The organism is Streptomyces tubercidicus, from assembly GCF_027497495.1.
Lineage (GTDB): Bacteria > Actinomycetota > Actinomycetes > Streptomycetales > Streptomycetaceae > Streptomyces > Streptomyces tubercidicus.
On record NZ_CP114205.1, the window covers coordinates 4,171,846 to 4,189,335 of the forward strand.

Annotated in this window: 15 protein-coding genes; 5 read left to right on the forward strand and 10 right to left on the reverse strand. The window is 72.8% G+C overall.

Going from position 1 to position 17,490, the window contains the following annotated elements; genetic code table 11:
• Nucleotides 1-45: 45 nt before the first annotated feature.
• Entirely contained in the window at nucleotides 46-1,203 is a 1,158-nt protein-coding gene (locus tag STRTU_RS18125; protein ID WP_159744600.1) for an ABC transporter ATP-binding protein, read from the reverse strand.
• Entirely contained in the window at nucleotides 1,200-1,916 is a 717-nt protein-coding gene (locus STRTU_RS18130; RefSeq protein ID WP_159744601.1) for a response regulator transcription factor, read from the reverse strand. The genes STRTU_RS18125 and STRTU_RS18130 overlap by 4 nt, the downstream gene beginning before the upstream one ends.
• 210 nt (nucleotides 1,917-2,126) lie before the next feature.
• Here STRTU_RS18130 and STRTU_RS18135 point away from each other — a divergent pair, with 210 nt between their 5' ends.
• Nucleotides 2,127-3,068, forward strand: coding sequence for an NADP-dependent oxidoreductase (locus STRTU_RS18135; RefSeq protein WP_174878886.1), 942 nt, complete (start codon nucleotides 2,127-2,129; stop codon nucleotides 3,066-3,068).
• A gap of 44 nt (nucleotides 3,069-3,112) precedes the next feature.
• Here the strand turns inward: STRTU_RS18135 and STRTU_RS18140 are convergent, their stop codons facing one another.
• The 3 genes from STRTU_RS18140 to STRTU_RS18150 form a co-directional block, all read right to left on the reverse strand.
• Nucleotides 3,113-4,111, reverse strand: coding sequence for a hypothetical protein (locus STRTU_RS18140; RefSeq protein WP_246240701.1), 999 nt, complete (start codon nucleotides 4,109-4,111; stop codon nucleotides 3,113-3,115).
• Nucleotides 4,112-4,296: 185 nt separating this feature from the next.
• Nucleotides 4,297-4,917, reverse strand: a complete 621-nt coding sequence (locus STRTU_RS18145) for a hypothetical protein (protein WP_159744602.1) — start codon at nucleotides 4,915-4,917, stop codon at nucleotides 4,297-4,299.
• 107 nt (nucleotides 4,918-5,024) lie between these two features.
• A complete protein-coding gene (locus STRTU_RS18150) occupies nucleotides 5,025-6,050 on the reverse strand; it encodes a cation diffusion facilitator family transporter (protein ID WP_159744603.1) in 1,026 nt (341 codons plus the stop codon).
• 226 nt (nucleotides 6,051-6,276) lie between these two features.
• Between STRTU_RS18150 and STRTU_RS18155 the strand changes: the two genes are divergently transcribed.
• Complete coding sequence (locus STRTU_RS18155) at nucleotides 6,277-6,549, forward strand: hypothetical protein (protein WP_159744604.1); 273 nt, start codon at nucleotides 6,277-6,279, stop codon at nucleotides 6,547-6,549.
• A 48-nt stretch (nucleotides 6,550-6,597) separates the two neighbouring features.
• Here STRTU_RS18155 and STRTU_RS18160 read toward each other — a convergent pair whose 3' ends face one another.
• Together STRTU_RS18160 and STRTU_RS18165 are read right to left on the reverse strand one after the other, a co-directional pair.
• On the reverse strand, nucleotides 6,598-6,732 hold the full coding sequence (locus tag STRTU_RS18160; RefSeq protein WP_269777372.1) for a hypothetical protein: 135 nt from the start codon (nucleotides 6,730-6,732) through the stop codon (nucleotides 6,598-6,600).
• A 171-nt stretch (nucleotides 6,733-6,903) separates the two neighbouring features.
• Nucleotides 6,904-10,158, reverse strand: coding sequence for an AfsR/SARP family transcriptional regulator (locus STRTU_RS18165; protein WP_159744605.1), 3,255 nt, complete (start codon nucleotides 10,156-10,158; stop codon nucleotides 6,904-6,906).
• A gap of 350 nt (nucleotides 10,159-10,508) precedes the next feature.
• Between STRTU_RS18165 and STRTU_RS18170 the strand changes: the two genes are divergently transcribed.
• A complete protein-coding gene (locus tag STRTU_RS18170) occupies nucleotides 10,509-12,503 on the forward strand; it encodes a tetratricopeptide repeat protein (protein ID WP_246240704.1) in 1,995 nt (664 codons plus the stop codon).
• Nucleotides 12,504-12,556: 53 nt separating this feature from the next.
• Here STRTU_RS18170 and STRTU_RS18175 read toward each other — a convergent pair whose 3' ends face one another.
• On the reverse strand, nucleotides 12,557-13,186 hold the full coding sequence (locus STRTU_RS18175; RefSeq protein WP_159744606.1) for a hypothetical protein: 630 nt from the start codon (nucleotides 13,184-13,186) through the stop codon (nucleotides 12,557-12,559).
• The gene (locus STRTU_RS18180) at nucleotides 13,183-14,445 is read right to left on the reverse strand and encodes a hypothetical protein (protein WP_174878888.1); all 1,263 of its coding nucleotides are present in this window, start codon (nucleotides 14,443-14,445) and stop codon (nucleotides 13,183-13,185) included. The genes STRTU_RS18175 and STRTU_RS18180 overlap by 4 nt, the downstream gene beginning before the upstream one ends.
• Nucleotides 14,446-14,754: 309 nt before the next feature.
• On the opposite strand from STRTU_RS18180, the gene cbiE reads away from it, so the two are divergent.
• Complete coding sequence (gene cbiE, locus STRTU_RS18185) at nucleotides 14,755-16,089, forward strand: precorrin-6y C5,15-methyltransferase (decarboxylating) subunit CbiE (protein ID WP_159744607.1); 1,335 nt, start codon at nucleotides 14,755-14,757, stop codon at nucleotides 16,087-16,089.
• Nucleotides 16,086-16,874: a precorrin-4 C(11)-methyltransferase gene (gene cobM / locus STRTU_RS18190; protein ID WP_159744608.1), complete on the forward strand. Its 789-nt coding sequence runs from the start codon at nucleotides 16,086-16,088 to the stop codon at nucleotides 16,872-16,874. The genes cbiE and cobM overlap by 4 nt, the downstream gene beginning before the upstream one ends.
• A 105-nt stretch (nucleotides 16,875-16,979) precedes the next feature.
• On the opposite strand, the gene STRTU_RS18195 is transcribed toward cobM, so the two are convergent.
• Nucleotides 16,980-17,207: a hypothetical protein gene (locus STRTU_RS18195; protein ID WP_159744609.1), complete on the reverse strand. Its 228-nt coding sequence runs from the start codon at nucleotides 17,205-17,207 to the stop codon at nucleotides 16,980-16,982.
• Nucleotides 17,208-17,490 lie beyond the last annotated feature (283 nt).

The window sequence follows — 17,490 nt, forward strand, 5'->3', positions numbered from 1 at the left end:
CAGGGCCGGCGTTTCACGTGAAACGCCCCACCCCCTCCCAGCCGCTCACTGTGTGGGGACCGAGTCCACCTCGGCCCGCTCGCGCGGTACCCCCTGCTCATCCGAACCGATGGTGCGCCGCAGCGCCTCATGGAGGGTGGTCGGGGTGAGGACGCCCAGGAACCGGTGGCCGTCCAGCACCGCGATCCATCCGGCATCGTGTTTGAGCATCTCGCTGAAGGCCGCTTTGAGAGTGCCGGTCACCGGTACCCATGCCTCCATCCGGCGGGCGTGGCCGGAGACCGTGCCTTCTCCGCCGGCCAGTTCCTCCGTGCCCACCCAGCCGTGCAGTGCGCCGTCCTCGTCGAGCACCACCGCCCAGCGGGCGCCCTCGGCCCGCAGCCGGGCCCTGGCCTCCGCGGCGGGTTCGCCGAGCCGGACGAACGGCGGGCGTTCGAGGTCGGCACGGTCGATACCGGTGACCGAGAGCTGCTTCAACGCCCGGTCGGTGCCGACGAATTCGGCGACATAAGGGGTGGCGGGGGCGCCGAGGACGCTCGCGGGGGTGTCGTACTGCTCGATCCGGCCGGCTCCGTAGACCGCGATCCGGTCGCCGAGCCGGATGGCCTCCTCGATGTCATGGGTGACCAGCAGCACCGTCTTGTGCAGAGTGGCCTGCAGCCGCAGAAACTCCTTCTGCAGCCGGTCACGGACCACCGGGTCGACCGCGCCGAACGGCTCATCCATCAACAGCACGGGCGGATCCGCGGCGAGCGCACGGGCCACCCCGACCCGCTGACGCTGGCCGCCGGAGAGCTGCTCGGGGTAGCGCGGGCCGTAGACGGCCGGGTCCAGGCCGACCAGATCCAGGAGTTCGGCGGCCCGCTCGCGGGCCCTGGCCTTCTTCCAGCCGGTCAGAAAGGGCACGGTGGCGGTGTTGTCGAGGACCGTGCGGTGCGGGAAGAGGCCGGTCTGCTGGATGACATAGCCGATCCCGCGGCGCAGGGTGACCGGGTCGACGCCGGCGATATCCGCACCGTCGACATAGATCCGCCCCTGCGTCGGGTCGATCAGCCGGTTGACCATCATCATGGTCGTCGTCTTGCCGCAGCCGGACGGCCCGACCAGCGTCACCAGCTCCCCCTCGCCGACCTCGAACGAGAGGCCGTCGACGGCCGTGGTCCCGTCGGGGTAGCGCTTGGTGACGGAGTCGAACCGGATCATTGCGCCATTGAATCCCGCGGCCCGTGACCGGACCCGTCATGCGGGCAATCGGGTGCCCCGTCGGTCATCCGGTACCCGGCGCCCGGCACGGCCTCGATCACCGGCGGGTCGCCGAGCTTGGCGCGCAGTGCGCCGAGGGTCACGCGTACGGCGTTGCCGCCGTAGCTGGTGTGCTCCTCCCACACCTCCTCGATCAGGTCGTCGCCGCTGACCACCGCGCCCTGTGCGCGCAGCAGCACTTCGAGCACCCCGAACTCCGTACGCGACAGCGCCAGCGGCCGGCCATCGCGTGCGGCCAGCCGCCGCGCGGTGTCGACGGTGACGCCGGCCCGCTCGATGACCTGCGGCACCGCGCGGCGGGCGGTCCGGCCCAGGGCCAGGACCCGGGTGAGCAACTCCTCGGGGACGACGGGCTTGGCCAGACAGCCGTCGGCGGGCGGTCCCGGGTCCGGCGTCCGGTCGTCCGGGCCGGACGCGGTGAGCAGCAACACCCGGGTCGGCAGCCCCTCTTCCGCCACATAGCGGCGCAGGGCGTCGCCGTGCGGTGCGGGCAGCCCGTCGTCCAGGACGAGCACGTCGTACCCGACGTGTCGCAGTCCGGCCAGTGCCGCACGCCCGTCGTGGGCGATGTCCACCACGATCGCGGCACCGCGCAGCTCCGCGGCGATCATGTCCGCGAGGCACTCCTCGTCCTCCACCACCAGAACGCGCATGGCGTCATATGTACCCGAGGCGGACCTTCCGGAGGGCTGAACCCCGTGCCGTTCGGCCGTGTCATCTCGAACAGCGGCCGGACAGCCCCGGCCAGCGGGGCCGTACGAGTTGCTTCCGCCGCACCGCCTCTCCTCCTGCCGCCTCCGGCCCGGCCGACGTGCTTACGATCCACTTCGGCCACCGGTCGGAAGGTGGAAGGGAGCGCCACGATGAGAGCCGTAGCAGTCAGCGCCTTCGGTGAACAGCCTCAGCTCATGGAGCTGCCGCAGCCCGAACCAGGGCCCGGTGAGGTCCTGGTGCGGCTGTCCGCCGCCGGACTCAACCCCGTCGACTGGAAGCTCGCCGACGGGATGTTCGGCGATGCCGTGCCGGCCGTGTTCCCCCTCGTCCTGGGATCGGACGGAGCGGGCGAGGTGCTCGCCATCGGCAGCGGGGTGCGGCGGTTCACCATCGGCGACGCGGTGTTCGGCCAGTTCCAGCGGCCGGATCAGGGCGGCGGTTCGTACTGCGAACTCGCCGTCACCGGTGAGGACCGCATCGCGCACGCCGCCCGCAGCGTCACCTACGCCACCTCCGCGGCGCTCCCGACGGCCGGTATGACCGCGTACAACCTGGTCGAGGAGACCCGGATCACGGAAGGCAGAACGGTGCTGATCGTCGGCGCGACCGGCGGCGTCGGCACCTTTGTCACCCAGCTTGCGGCCGGCCGCGGCGCCGAGGTGATCGCCACCGCGCGCCCGGCCAAGGCCGAGCTGATGCGCACGCTGGGCGCCGCCGAGACCGTCGACCACACCGTGGGCCCGATCGCCGACCAGGTCCTCGCGAACCATCCGGGCGGTGTCGATGTGCTGATCGATATGACCAGCGGGCCCACCGAGTTCGCCGAACTGACCCGGACCGTACGCGACGGGGGGACCGCCGTCTCGCTGATCGGTTCGGCCGACGCGGACGAGCTCACCGAGCACAATCTGCGCGGCTTCAACTTCGTCAACCGCCCCTCCCCGCAGCTGCTGGAGATCCTCGCCGGACATGTCGACGCGGGCCGTCTGACGGTCCTCGTGGGCCGTGAGGTCTCCCTGGAAGAGGCGCCGGAGGCCCTGGCGACCAGCCGCACCGGCCGGGCGCAGGGGAAGACCGTACTGGCGATCTGAGCGGCGGTCAGCGGTCAGCGGCCGGTGGTTCAGCGGTCAGCGGTTCAGCGGCCGGTGCCGGTGCGGGCGGCGAGTCGGCGGGCGCGCAGGGCCCGGACCGCCGACGGCCCCGCCGCGGCCAGCGCCGCGGTCAGTGTCCCCGCGCCGATCAGCAGCCAGACCCCGGTGCGCAGCGGTCCGGTGAGGGCGTCGGCGTAGGCGCCCGCGGCCGGGCGGGAGACCATGGCGGGCAGCGCGTCCAGCGTGCGGCTGCGGGCCAGTGCCAGCGCCGCGGCCAGCAGGCCGGCCGCCGCCGCGCAGCTCAGCCCCGCCCAGATCAGCGCCCGCCGACGGCGCCGTGCCAGCAGCAGCCCGCCGGTCAGACACACCGCCGCGGTCGGCGGCAGCAGCAGCGCCCCGGTGCGGACGACCTCGTAGACGGTCCGGATCCGTGGCACGTCCGGCGCCTTCAGCAGCACGACCTCGACCCCGGCCCGCGGCACCCGCCGGAGCAGATCGAGTCCCATGCCGTTGTGGGACAGCTGACGCCTGACCCGTTCCACGACCGGGGTGAGATCCAGGGTGACCGCGGACCGGCCGGACGCGGCCAGCCGGCCGTCCAGCGTCCGGTGGGCGGTCCGGTGCACCCCGTTCCACACGGCGGGAAATCCGCGGCCGGTGACGACCTGCCGCACCTGCTTGGCCACGAACTGGCGGATGCCGCGGGTGAAGTGGCGGCGCACCGCGGGACGCTCGGCGCGCGGTACGGCCTTCAGCAGCCCGTCGAGCCGGATGTGCGCCATCACGCCGTCGGTCACATCGTCCACGACCGCCTCCTGAACGGCGGTGTTCCCGGCCAGCGGCGCCACCGCCGCCACATAGCGGTCGGTCTCGGTCAGCTCGGCCCGCGCCCAGAGCGCGGCCAGGCCCAGCGGCAGCAGCAACGCCCCGACCAGCAGCAACACCCCGCCGGCCAGCCCCCGTACGCGCCAACGCGGCCCGTGCGGAGACCGTCTCCCCGCCGTCACCCGCCCGCCCGGACGTACGGGTGCGCTCGCTGACATCGCGTCCGGTCCCTTCCTGCACGGCGACGGGGGCGCATCCCGGGGACCGGCCGGGCCGGAGGAGTTCCGCAGGACGCGCTACGGCCACCTTCCAGGCAAATGGGAACCGCCGCCGCCCGCGAGCGGGGCCGGTGCCAATGGGTGACCGGGCCCCCGCCGCCGGCCCCGGCCCGCCGGCCCCGGCCTCAGCCCGCCCGTGCGACGCGTCGCCGCCGCCGGACCGCCCGCACCACCCCCGGCCCGAGCAGCGCGGTGGCCACGGCGGCCACCGCCCAGCCCGCCCAGCCGCCGCCCCCGCCCGCGCTCTCCGGGGCGGCGTCCGGCAGGTCGTCGAGATCGCCCGAGCAGGCCGTGGGCGCGTAGGAGTCGCCGACGTAGACACAGACCGTGGCAGCCGCGCGCCGTGTACCGGGAGCGGCGGAGGCGCCGGAGACCGAGAGGTCGGTACGGCCGCCGAGCACGGCCCTGGCGGTGAAGACCTGGATGTCGTGCGCGGGCAGATCGGCGCGCCAGATCGCCTTCTGCTCGCCCACACCGCGCCCTTCGACGGTGCCGCCGGGCGCGGTCACCGAGGTCGTGGTGGCCGGCATCCGCTGTTCGATCCGGGCGCCGTGGACCTCCGAGGCGCCCAGGTTGTGCACGGTGATGCGGTAGTCGAGCCGTTTGCCGGACTCGGAGTCGTCGGCGCCGTCGGTCACCGCCACCGTGACCGAGACGGCGGGCGGTGCCTTCGGGGCGTACGCGGCAGCGGAGGGTCCGGGGAGCGTGGCGGCGCACAGCAGCGCGCAGACAACGGCGGTTCTCATGCCGTCATCCGAGCATCGCGGCCGCCCCCACCGGCGGCAGGCGGCCCCCACCCGGCCCGGGTTCACCCGAGTGAGGGGATGAGGCGCCGCGCGCAGGCTCCGGACGTTCAGTGCCGGTGCGGCCCCTGCCGGTGCACCGGACCATGGGCGTCCTCGCAGTGGCCGGCCTGCTGCTCGGGGTCGGAGCCGGGGCCGGGCCGCGGACTCAGCGTCAGCAGTTGATCGGGCGCGCCCTGTTCGCCGACATGATCGACCTGGAGGGTGGCGTGGGTGATGCCGTACTCCCCGCTCAGCAGCTCCTGCAGACTGCGGCGGACCTTGTGGCAGTCGCCGCCCGGCGCCACCAGGATGTGCGCCGACAGCGCCGGCTGCCCGGAGGTGATCTGCCAGATGTGCAGATCGTGCACCTCGACGACCTCGTCCGCGGCGACCAGATGGTCGCCCAGCGCGTCCGGGTCGATGCCGGCCGGCGCGGCCTCCATGAAGATCCGGCCGGACTCCCGCACCAGCCCCGTACCGGCCCGCAGCATCAGCGCGACGACCACCAGCGAGGCGATCGCGTCCGCCCGCTCGTAGCCCGTCGTCAGCACGATCAGACCGGCGACCGCGGTGGCGACGAACCCGAACAGGTCGGTGAGGATGTGCTGGTAGGCGCCCTCGATGTTCAGGCTGGAGCGGTTGGCCCGGGACAGCAGCCAGGTGCAGATCAGATTGACCACGATCCCGGCCAGCGCGGTGATCAGCACCAGCCCGCCGGTCACCTTCGGCGGCGAGATCAGCCGCTCGACCGCCTCGTACGCCAGCCAGACCGACAGCAGCAGCAACGTGATGCCGTTGGCCTGCGCGGAGAGGATCTCGGCGCGCTTGAGCCCGTAGGTGTATCCACCGCGGGCCGGCCGGGCGGCCAGCCGCATCGCGATAAGGGCCAGGACGATCGAGACGGCGTCGGTGAGCATATGGGCGGCGTCCGAGATCAGCGCCAGGGACTGCGCCACCACACCGATGACGACCTCGACCGCCATGTACGCGGTGAGCAGGATCAGCGCGGCCCGCAGCCAGCGCCGGTCCGCGTCCGGCGAGACACCGTGCGTATGGCTGTGGCCGTGCCCGTGGCTATGGGCGTGCTCGCTCATCGGCGCGCTCCTTCCTGGCTCCTCGCTGCGAAGCAAACCGCACTTCGGCGAAAGATCCAAAGGCTGCACCGGTGACCGTTGTCATTACCGTCGAACGGGCGATCGTGCCTGGTCAGAGCGGTGCGCAGGAGGGCGGGAGCGGAAGCGGGAATCGGAGTTCGGTCATCCGCTCCCGGCTGGCGCGGTGAGCCGCCACAGCTCCTCCTGCCGGGTAGCATCCGGCGCCATGAGCAACGCTACGGCGGAGACCCGGCGGCCCGCACCCGGCACGGGACAGCTTCTGGCGCCGCTCGGCCTGCTGGCCGCCGTCGCCATCCTGTCCACCCACCACGACGGTCTCCCGTTCTGGCTGGGCGCCCTGACCGGCACCGTCTCCGTCCTCGGCTACCTGGCCTGTTTCGACTCCCCGCGCGGCATCTGGCAGTGGCTGCCGGCGCTGGTGGGTTTCTGCGCGGCGTTCCTGTTCGCGGGGCAGTTCCTGATGGCTCTGCCGGCCTGAGGGCGTGCGGCCGCCCGGAGGTGACGGCCGCACCCTGGCGGCGGCGTGTCAGCCGCGGGGGGCGACGGTGGGGATACAGATCCCCTCGGCACTGTCCCTGGTGACGCCGGCCGCGGCTATGGACCGCTGGGGCGTCGCCTGCTGGGCTGCCGCGGGGCCGGCGGCCAGGACCTGCAGACTCATGATCGCCACCGCGCCTGCCGCAATCGCTGTCGCGGCACCGGTGTCTTTGGCATAGCGGGTCAATTTTCACTTCCTCGTCGCTGAGGCTGGCGGGAGGAAGGATTCGATCATGGGCTGTGAGTGTTTAGCAACTTTCATGAATATGCGCAAAGGGTGGGTGCTGAAACCGCCTCAGGAGGTGCGCCGGCCACTCCGCTGTGACGGCCCTGATTCGTCGATAGAGGCGATCCGCTCGGCAATCCTGGAAGCATCCGGGAGTCCCGCGGACTGGAATATGCCAAAAGCATATTCCAGCAGCATCCGAGCCGCCTCGGGGGTGCCCTCCTGGAGGCGGACTTCGGCGAGGGCGCACATTGCGTGCGCCTTCTGTTCCGGTGCCTGGATTCGTTCGGCGAGGGCGATCGCCATCTCCAGGTGGCCGCTCGCGGGGCCCGGGTCGCCCAGTGCGGCCTCCGCGGCGCCGAGTCGGTGCAGGGCCTCGGCTTCCTCATGGGCGGCGCCGATCTCGCGGGCGAGCTCCAGGGCCCTGCCGTGCTGTGCGGCCGCCTCGCGGTAGCGGCCGAGACGGTGCTGGGCCAGGCCCAGGCCGATCAATGCGTTGGCCTCGTTCCGCCGGTCGCCGAGGCGGCGGAAAGTGAAAAGGCATTCCTGGTACATATCCATGCCGCAGGTGATGTCATGGGGCTCGGACGAGGCGATGAGGAGTCCGGCGAGATTCGCCTGGGCGGTGATCTGGTCGGCGAGACTTCCGAGGGATGTGGCGATCTCAAGAGATTCCTCGTAATGACACCGCGCGGTGTCTTTATTTCCCATGCGCATATGCAAATCACCGAGGTTGTTGAAGCACCTTCCGGTGCTGAGGAGATCGCCGGTCAGCCGGAAGTTCTTTATGGCCTGGGTGAAATGCTTCAGGGCGTCCTGGTGCTCACCCTGATAAAGCAGGGAAATGGCGAGGTTGTTTTCGCAGCGGGCCCGTGCCCACAGGTCACCGGAGCGGATGTGGAGCGGGAGGAGCTCCCGGTAGAGGGTGATCGCTTCCTGGTAGCGCCCCAGGTGCCACTGCAGGATTCCCAGGGTCCGCAGGGCCTCGGCCTCCGCGTCCGTGAAGCCCGCGGCACGGGCCAGGCCGAGCGCCTGCCGTGCGGCCGCCTCGGCCTGCGGGTAGCGCGAGGTGTTCGCGTGGGTCGTGCCGAGATCGAGCAGCGCCACACACAGGGCGTGCCGCTCGCCCGTCTGCTGCCAGTGCTCCACGGCATGTCGCTGCATACGGTCGGCGTCCGCCCAGTGGCAGTCGGCGTCCAGGAAGCCGGCCAGGACATGGCTCAGCAGCGCGGCGCTGCCTGGCCTGCCGTGGGTACGGGCGTGCCGCTCGGCGGTCAGGAGATTGGAGCGCTCGACCGTGAGCCACTCTTTCGCCTCGTCCGTGTGCCGCAGGGCGGGCAGCGCCGCCGGGGCCGCGGTGTCCGGCGACGGCAGCCGGATACGACGGGGGTACAGCAGCCGGTCGGCCGCGTCGGCCGCGTACAGATAGAAGTCCACCAGCCGGTCCAGGGCCCTGGTGCGTTCCTCCTCGGTGTCCTCGGCGGAGGCCAGCGCGCGGGCGTACTCGCCCAGCAGATCGTGGAAGCGGTAGCGGTGCGGGCTGGGCTCCTGGAGGAGGTGGCAGTGCAGCAGGGTCTCCAGGAGCCGTTCGGTCTCCTCCAAGGGACGGTTCACCAGCGCCGCTGCCGCGTGCGGGCCGAATTCCGCCCCGAGGTGCAGCGCGAGCAGCCGGAAGACGGTCCGTTGTGTTGTGGTCAGGGTCCGGTACGACATCTCGAACGCGCGCGCTATCTCCGAGGATCCGTCGCGCAGTTCGCCCAGCCGTCCCGGTCCCCGGGAGAGCTGATCGCGGAGGGTGGCCAGCGTCCAGGACGGCCGGGCGTTGAACCTGTTGGCCGCCAGTTCGATGGCCAGCGGTAAGTAGCCGCACTGACGGACGATATGGCGGACCGTGGTGTCGTCCCGGGTGCGCTCCTCGCCCGCGAAGCTCCGGAAGAGCGAGGTCGCGTCGTCCGGCGGCAGCACATCGAGGGCCAGCCAGTGCGCGCCCGGCAGACCGGCCAGATGACGGCGGCTGGTGATGATGACGAGGGACGCGGAGCCGCTGTCGGGGAGCAGCGGACGGATCTGCTCGGTGCCGGCGGCATCGTCCAGGACGACGACCGTCCGCTTCTCCGTCAGCAGGGTCCGCCACAGCGTGGTGCGTTCCTCCAGCTCGCCGGGGATGGCGTCGGGTGCGGTGCCCAGCAGCCGGAGGAGGGTGGCCAGGGCGGCGCCCGCGGGCAGCGGATCCTGCACCCGGGCGTGGGCGCGCAGATCGAGGTAGAGCTGGCCGTCGGGGAACCGCGTGCCGAGCCGGTCGGCGGCGTTGACCGCGACCGCCGTCTTGCCGACTCCGGCCATCCCGGAGATCGCCTCCAGGGCGATGACGGCGGGCGGCGAACGGTCCGCGTGGCCCGCCCCGGCCCCCGCGGCCTCGGTCACCGCCGCGCAGAGCCGGCGCATCTCCGTACGGCGGCCGACCAGGGAGGTGTGCCGGGGCAGGTTCCGCGGGGCGGTGGGGGCCGGTTCGTCGTGCCGGCACCGGCTCGCGGGGTACGGGATCAGCTCGGTCAGCGGGGTCCGGCGCAGAATCTGCTGATGAACCCGGGTCAGCTGCTCGCTGGGATCGGCACCGAGATCCTGGCGCAGCCGGCGCCGCGCGTCCTGATAGACCCGTAAGGCATCGGCATGCCGCCCGCTGCCGTAGTAGGCCAGCATGAGGTATTCCAACAGCATCTCGTCATGCGGGTGTTGGGAGATGAGCGAGGACAGCGGGCCGAGCGCCTCGTGGAAGCGGCGCAGCCGGAGTTCCGCCGCGATCCGGGACGTGGCGGCGCCCAGCCGCTCCTCCGCCAGCCGGGCCCGGGTCTGCTCCGGCCAGATACCGGGGAGGCCGGCCAGGGCTTCCTCTTCCCACAGGGTCTCCGCCTCGTGGAGCAGCGCGGCCGCGGCGGAGTAGTTGCCCGCGTGGGACTGGGACTGCGCCTGTGTGGTCAGCTTCCTGAACCGGTGCCAGTCGACGTGCTCCGGCGCGATCGCCAGGGTGTAGGTGTGCGCGTGCTGGGTGATGGCCGGCGGCTCCTGTGCGGGCCGGGGCGGTGCGGTGTCCGCGGCGGCCTCGCGGAGGGCCTTGCGGACCCGGGAGATGTACGCGTGCACGGACTGCCGGGCCTTGGCCGGCGGACCGTTGTCCCACAGCCGGTCGATGAGCGTTTCCAGGGCCACCGGCCGGCTCGCCGAAAGGGCCAGTGAGGCGAGCACACACCGTTCCTTGTCGGAGCCGAGACCGACTCTGCGGTCCGGTGTGCCGAGACGAATGGGACCGAGAACGTAGACCTCCACCGGCGCCTCCCCCGGATCGGCGCAACAACTGGTGAATCGAGCATGGCACTCACCGGTGGGCGAAACCAGAGAGCCTCGGAGGGACCCGATGGCCGGATTCCGAGGGTGGTTTGACTCCCTTGTGTTGCTGCGGGGAATGCTGAACCGATCCTGCGAATCCGGACGGGGGGCTGCGGATGCAACGGTACGAAAATGCCGTAGGAGGCTCGGCGCACATCAACGGGCCGAGTATCCAGGCAGGTGAGATCCATGGGGGCGTGCATTTCCATACGCGCGATACGGACGGTACGTCCGGGCGACCACCGATTCCCAGACAACTTCTGCCTGTATCACCGCATTTCACGGACCGGGTGAATGATCTCGCCGCGCTCAATGGTCTGCTCGACGGCTCCCGGGAGGAGTCGGCGCCGCTCGTCGTGGTATCCGGGCCGGCCGGGGTCGGAAAGACCTCGCTGGTGACCCGGTGGCTGCGGAGCACCGCCGAGGAATTTCCCGACGGACAGCTCTATGCGGACCTGCGGGGCCACTCCGTGGGCGGGCCCGCCCATCCGTCCGAGATTCTCGGCCAGTTCCTGCGGGCGTTCGGCACGGGGACGGTGCCGGCGAGCCTGGCGGAGCAGACCGCGCTCTGGCGCTCCGTCACCGCCGGGCTGCGGATCTCCGTGATGGTGGACAACGCCTTCTCGGCCGCCCAGGTCCGCCCGTTGTTGCCGGGCGGACGGGGCGGTCTGCTGGTGGCGACGAGCCGGCACCGTCTGTCGGGTCTGCGGGCGGACGGCGCGCTCTGCCATCAGCTCGGCCTGCTCGACTCGGAGGCCGCGGCGGAAGTGCTCTCCCGGGGCGTGGGCGCGGACCGGGTGCGCAGCGAGGCCCATGAGACCCGTGAGCTGATCGCGCTCTGCGGTGGCCTCCCGCTGGCGCTGTGCCTGGCGGCCGCCCGTCTCGCCTCCCGTCCGTGGCAGCCGATGCGCTCCCTGGTCGAGGCGCTGACCCAGGGCCAGGGGCGGCTTTCCGCGCTGGCGATCGAAGGGGAGTTCTCGGTGCACCACGCGCTGGACGAGTCGTATGCGGTGCTGAGCCCCGAGGCGGCGCGGCTCTACCGCCGGCTCGCGCTGTTGCCGGTGTCCTCGCTGGAGGCCCGGGTGGCCGCGGTGGTCTGCCGGATCCCGCTGACGGAGGCCGAGCGGCTGCTCGATGTGCTGGTCGAGGCCAATCTGCTGGAGGACATCGGCCCGGACAGCTACCGCTTCCACGACCTGGTCCGTCTGCACGCCCAGGAGAGGGCACAGGAGGAGGAAGGGGCACCGGAGCGCGAGGAGGCGCTGCGGCGGGTCTGTGACTGGTACCTGGCGACGGCGACCCAGGCCCAGCAGCAGCTGTCCCCGATCCAGCTGACGCTCCGGCGCACCTATGCGTTCCCCCCGGAACTGCCCTGCCCGTTCACCGACGCGTCCGGTGCGCTGGTCTGGCTCGAAGCGCACCGGCTGGATCTGCTCGCGACGGTGCGCACCGCGTACGACAAGGGCTGGGACGATCCGGCCTGGCAACTCGTCGACGCCCTCTGGCCGTTGTTCCACCGGCTGCGCTATCACGACCTGTGGGCGGAGGCCCATGAGATCGGTCTGCGCGCCGCCCGGCGCGGCGGGGACCGGGCCGCGGAGCGCCAGATGCTCAACTCGGGAGCCATCGGGTTCGGTGTCGCCGGACGGACCGAGGAGGCCATCGAATGGTTCACCGGGTCACTGGCCGCCGCCCGGGAGGCCGGGGACGAGCGGGACGAGGGCCAGGCGCTGCACGGGCTCGGGTCCGCACAGCGGCAGTTGGGCAACTTCCGGGCAGCAGGTGACCTCCTGCGTCAGGCCATCACCACCTGGGAGCGGGCCGGTTACCCGCGGGGCGCGGCCCTGTCGCGCATCGTGCTGGGCGAGATGGCGCTGGAGAGCGAGGGGGCGAGGTGGGACGGTCTGCCCGCGGCGGACTACTTCGCGCAGGCACACACCACCCTCCTCGCCGTCGACGACCCGTACGATGCCGCCCGCGCGCTCGCCTTCCACGGGCGGGCACTCGCGCGGGACGGTGCGCATACGGCGGGTGTGGCGGAGCTCCGTCAGGCGCTGGCCTTCTTCGAGCAGGCCGGTGCCCTCCCCTGGCAGGCGCGCATTTGGGAGATGCTCGGCAGCAGCGCCGTGGAGCAGGCGGATACCGGTACGGCCCATGACTGCTTCGCGCGCGCCAAGGAGCTGTACACCGGGCAGAGCCCCTCCGACGCACAACGGATGGCGGTCCTGCTGGCCGGTCTTCCGGACCGGCCGGCAGAACCCGGGGAGGACGCGGAGCCGGTGTAGCGGGAGAACCCCCGGCACCGGCCCGCGGCCTCCGACGGCCCGACGCGTCGGCGTCAGGCGAGGGACAGGACGGTCAGCGGCAGCAGTTCCTCCAGGGTGTGCCCGGTCGCCACCAGGCCGTGCAGGCAGGACGCCATCAGGGAGTACTCCCAGGCGTCCCGCTCGCGCGGCTGCGGGGCGAGGGGCCGGAGGAACGCCGACCGGATCAGCCGGCAGGTGCCGAGGCGTTCCGCGACGGCCCAGCCGCCTCCGGTGAGCGGCAGTCCGGCGAGCCGGCACCCCGTATAACGGGCGAGGAGGTCCCGCACCCGGCCCATGGCGCTCCCGGCGGCCCACGGCCGGCTGCCGTGCAGCACATCCGCGCAGGCCAGCCAGCGTTCGTCGGTGCAGTTCTCGGCGTCCACCGCGAAGTGTTCATCGGTATCGGCGGCCACCTCGCCGCAGCTGCCGTCCCACACCCCGCAGAACCGCGCACACGCCGGCCGGGAGGCGGCCGGCGTCCCCTGCTCCCCTATGGAGACCGTGACCGCGATCGTGGCGCCGCCCCCGCGGGTGTGGCCGGGCAGCACCTGCACCCGCCGGAACCCCCGAACGGCCCGGAGTCCGAGGTCAGTTGACTCCCGTTTCCTGCCGAGGTCGGCTGATTCCCGCTGCATGTCCAGATCGGTTGATTCCCGTTTCACGCCGAGGCCCCCGTCCCGTAGTCCCTGTCGTATCCGGCGGTCGCGGCGGACGACCAACGGGCCAGCGGCGGCGGCAGGGGCAGCGGCCGGGTCCGCGCCGGGTGGGCGGGCTGGCCGAGGCCCAGCAGCCGGTAGAGGAGACGGCGCATGTTCCGGCTGAAGCGGCCCGGCTCCGAGGTGATGCGTGCGGCGATGTCCCCGTACTGCTCCCGTTGGTGGCCGTGGTACTCGGCCGCCACATAGGCCAGCTGGCTCTTGAGCGAGTGGGCCGGGGAGAGCGCCGGAGCCGTCCGGGCGAGCGCGGCGGCCGGGGAGTCCGGGTTGATCTCCTGCTCCGGTGAGGCGGCGAGCAGGATCGGCGCATCCGTCAGCGTGCCGTACAGGGTCACCGAACCGTGGTCCCCGATGATCGTGTCCGCCGCGATCAGCACCGGCCGCCAGTCCGCCTCGGGCGGGATGACCGCGATACCGCGCCGGGCGCACTGCGCCAGCCAGGCACGCACCTGCCAGGCGCCGTGCCCCGACCAGACGTTGGGGTGCACCAGGACCGCCACCCGGCGGTTGCGCCCCACCAGCTCCAGCAGCCGGGGCAGCAGCGCTTCGATCGCTCCGAAGGAGGAGTGTGCGCCCCAGGTGGAGACGACGGCGGTGAGCTGCTGACCCTTGCCGAGCCCGAGCGCCCGGCGGTAGGCACGGCGCCGGGGCAGACTGGCCACCATCCGGTCGTGTACGGGGTCCCCGACGACCGAGGCCCGCGGCAGCGCCTCCGGGCACGCGTCCGCCAGGCCGCTCAGATCGTCCCGGTGGGGCAGCACCACGGCGGCGGGCAGCGCCCGGCCCCGCGGGGTGAGGTCCTGCCGCCCGAGTCCCGCCACCCGGGTGTCGGTCCCCTCGGTGACCCGCTTCAGGAAGTTCGCCCCGTGCGGCAGCAGCACCAGCGGTGCCCGCACCTGGTCCACGCCGCGCGGCCCGGCGGCCAGCGCGAGATCGAACTCCATCCGGACCGCCTCGTCCCAGGGCAGCACGGCGCTGCCCAGCGCCTCCAGGAGCCGTGCCACCCCGTCGCTGAACGGATGCGGCGGTGCGGTGAACACCACCTGGATCCGCAGATCCGACTCCAGCAGGCAGATCACCTCCTGCAGCCGCTTTCCGTACGTCACGGTGTGCACGACCACCAGGACCCTCTTGCGTCCGGTGAGCGTCAGCCACTCCCGTGCCGGCGGCTGTGGTCCGCCGTCGCACGTCCGCAATGCCGTCATGGCATCCCCCATGTCTGTTCGGTGTCGAGCTGTCCGGCCGGCCAGGGACGGCAGGCCGTCAGCAGGGGGATGCCCGGGGGGCCGACGGAAGGCTTGTGCGGGGCTTGCGGAATCCTTGCGGGGGCCTGCGGGCCGGGGCCGGGGCCTGCCCGCCGGGGCTTGTGGCCGGGGGCCGTGGCCGGTGGTCCCGTGGCCTGTGGGCCCGTCCCCGCGCGGCCCCCACACGGCCCCCCACCTGGCCGCCGCCCCGCCGGTCAGTAAAGTTCGGCTCCCGTCCCCTCCCGACCCCCACCTCCGAGGTATCCGGCAGTGAGCCCCGCACCCCCCGCCCCGGCCGCGCCTGAACCGCTGTCCGTCGTCGGCATCGGGGCCGACGGCTGGGACGGACTGCCGGCCGCCTCCCGGCAGGCGCTGTGCGCCGCCGAGGTGCTGATCGGCGGCGCCCGCCAGCTCGCGCTGCTGCCCGCGGAGTGCACCGGTGAGCGCGTCCCGTGGCCGTCGCCGCTGCGCCCCGCCGTCCCCGGGCTGCTCGCCGCGTACGCCGGGCGCCGGGTGTGCGTGCTGGCCAGCGGCGACCCGATGTTCTACGGCATCGGGCGGACACTGAGCGAGGTGATCGAGGAGCAGGCGGCCACCGGTGCGGGCCGGGCCGCGGGCGTGCCCCCGGCCACCGCGCTGCGCATCCTCCCGCACCCCTCGTCCGTCTCCCACGCCTGCGCCCGCCTGGGCTGGCCGCTGGAGGACACCGAGGTCGTCACGCTCGTCGGACGGCCCACCGAGAACCTGGTCCGCGCGCTCTACGACGGCCGCCGGGTGCTGGTGCTGTCCGCCGGGGCCGGCACCCCCGCCGAGGTCGCGGACCTGCTGCGGGCCCACGGTTTCGGACCGACCCGGATGCGCGTACTGGAGCAGCTCGGCGGCCCCCGTGAGCGGACCGCCGAGGGCACCGCCCACGACTGGGACGCCCCGCCCGGCGACCCCCTCAACGTCCTCGCCCTCGACTGCCGCCGCGCGCCCGGCACCCCGGCGCTCGCCGCCGTCCCCGGCCTCCCCGATGCCGCCTACGAGCACGACGGCCAGCTCACCAAGCGCCATGTCCGCGCCGCCACCCTGGCCGCGCTGGCGCCCGCCCCCGGCGAACTCCTCTGGGACATCGGCGGCGGCTCCGGCTCCATCGCCATCGAGTGGCTGCGGGCGCACCGCAGCTGCCGCGCCGTCAGCGTCGAGCGCGACCCCGTACGGGCCGAGCGGATCGGCCGGAACGCGCGCACGCTCGGCGTCCCGGGACTGCGCGTCGTCACCGGTGCCGCGCCCGCCGCGCTGGACGGTCTGCCGACACCGGACGCGGTCTTCATCGGCGGCGGGCTGACCGCCCCCGGCCTGCTGGCCGCGTGCTGGGCGGCGCTGCCCGCGGGCGGCCGGATCGTGGCGAACACCGTGACGCTGGAGTCCGAGGCGCTGCTGGCCGACTGGTACCGGCGGCACGGCGGCGAACTGGTCCGGCTCGCGGTCGCCCACGCCGTACCGGTCGGCGGCTTCACCGGCTGGCGGCAGGCGATGCCGGTCACCCAGTGGGCGGCCGTGAAGCCGCTGCCCGCCGCCCCGTCCCCGACCGCCCTGCCCCAGGAGAACGAGCCCTCATGACCGTCCACTTCATCGGCGCGGGTCCCGGCGCCGCCGACCTGATCACCGTGCGCGGCGCCCGTACGCTCGCGTCCTGCGGGGTCTGTCTGTACGCCGGCAGCCTGGTGCCGCGCGAGCTGCTCGCCGAATGCCCGCCCGATGCGCGGCTCATCGACACCGCGCAGCTGGATCTCGACGCGATCACCGCCGAAATGGTCCGCGCCCACGAGGAGGGCCATGACGTGGCCCGGCTGCACTCCGGCGACCCGTCCGTCTTCAGCGCGGTGGCCGAGCAGATGCGCCGCCTGGACGCGGCCGGGGTGCCGTACGACGTGGTGCCGGGCGTCCCCGCGTTCGCCGCGGCGGCGGCCGCGCTCAAGCGTGAACTGACCGTCCCCACCGTCGGCCAGACCGTCATCCTCACCCGCGTCGCCCAGCGGGCCACCCCCATGCCGGAGGGCGAGGACCTCGCCACCCTCGGGCGCAGCGGTGCGCTGCTGGTGCTCCACCTGGCCGCCATGTACGTCGACCGGGTCGTCGGCGAACTCCTGCCCCACTACGGCGCCGACTGCCCCGCCGCGGTCGTCGCCATGGCCTCCCGCCCCGACGAACTCGTGCTGCGCGGCACCCTCGCCGACATCGCAGGCCAGGTGAAGGCCGCGGGCGTGGTCCGTACGGCCGTCATCATGGTCGGCCGCACCCTGGGCGCCGAGCAGTTCCGCGACAGCCATCTCTACTCGGCGGACCGGGAGCGGCCGCACGGCGGGTGCGGTGCGCAGAACCCCGCGCCCACGGACACTCCCTGAGTCCGGACGCACCGGAACCCCGGGACGGGAGGTCCCGGGGTTCCGGTGCGCCCTGCTCGTGGGCGGCAGCGCAAGCGGGGAGCAGATTCCCCTACGGCTCAGATCTCAGAGACCGCTGGTCTGCACCGAGGCCAGGGCAGAGCCGGAGAGCTGCGCGCTGACGCCTTCGGGGGAGACCGACGCGCCGCCGCCGACGAAGCCGCCGACGTTCACGGAGGCGCCGTGCCCGGCGATCTGGGCGCCAGCGTCGGCGCCGGCGCCGGCGATGCCACCGGAGATGTTCTCCAGCTCGCTGTCGGCAATCTCCGTGGCGGGGGTGAAGCCGTTGCGCATGATGTGCCCTTCTCGTAAAAGCTGTGGATTCTGAACCAACACAGGCGGAATTCTGGTGAGTACTCCGACCGCAACGCGGTCGCCTGGCACCGGAAATGTGACACCCGTAATGGCGTCCGCGCGTTGACGAAATGCAATCACGTCACGTGGTTTCGCGGCAACTCACCGGCAGATTTTTTCACCGGCGCGAAATGCGCCGCAACAGCCGCTTGACGTGCATCTTTGCCCGATTCCTGCGGACGGTCCCCTTGCGTGGCAGCTACGGGACAACGGTCACGGAATA

Coding starts and splice junctions, on each gene's coding strand:
- STRTU_RS18125 (WP_159744600.1), bottom strand. CDS start 1,203: ATGATCCGGTTCGACTCCGTCACCAAGCGCTACCCCGACGGGACCACG.
- STRTU_RS18130 (WP_159744601.1), bottom strand. CDS start 1,916: ATGCGCGTTCTGGTGGTGGAGGACGAGGAGTGCCTCGCGGACATGATC.
- STRTU_RS18135 (WP_174878886.1), top strand. CDS start 2,127: ATGAGAGCCGTAGCAGTCAGCGCCTTCGGTGAACAGCCTCAGCTCATG.
- STRTU_RS18140 (WP_246240701.1), bottom strand. CDS start 4,111: ATGTCAGCGAGCGCACCCGTACGTCCGGGCGGGCGGGTGACGGCGGGG.
- STRTU_RS18145 (WP_159744602.1), bottom strand. CDS start 4,917: ATGAGAACCGCCGTTGTCTGCGCGCTGCTGTGCGCCGCCACGCTCCCC.
- STRTU_RS18150 (WP_159744603.1), bottom strand. CDS start 6,050: ATGAGCGAGCACGCCCATAGCCACGGGCACGGCCACAGCCATACGCAC.
- STRTU_RS18155 (WP_159744604.1), top strand. CDS start 6,277: ATGAGCAACGCTACGGCGGAGACCCGGCGGCCCGCACCCGGCACGGGA.
- STRTU_RS18160 (WP_269777372.1), bottom strand. CDS start 6,732: ATGAGTCTGCAGGTCCTGGCCGCCGGCCCCGCGGCAGCCCAGCAGGCG.
- STRTU_RS18180 (WP_174878888.1), bottom strand. CDS start 14,445: ATGACGGCATTGCGGACGTGCGACGGCGGACCACAGCCGCCGGCACGG.
- cobM (WP_159744608.1), top strand. CDS start 16,086: ATGACCGTCCACTTCATCGGCGCGGGTCCCGGCGCCGCCGACCTGATC.
- STRTU_RS18195 (WP_159744609.1), bottom strand. CDS start 17,207: ATGCGCAACGGCTTCACCCCCGCCACGGAGATTGCCGACAGCGAGCTG.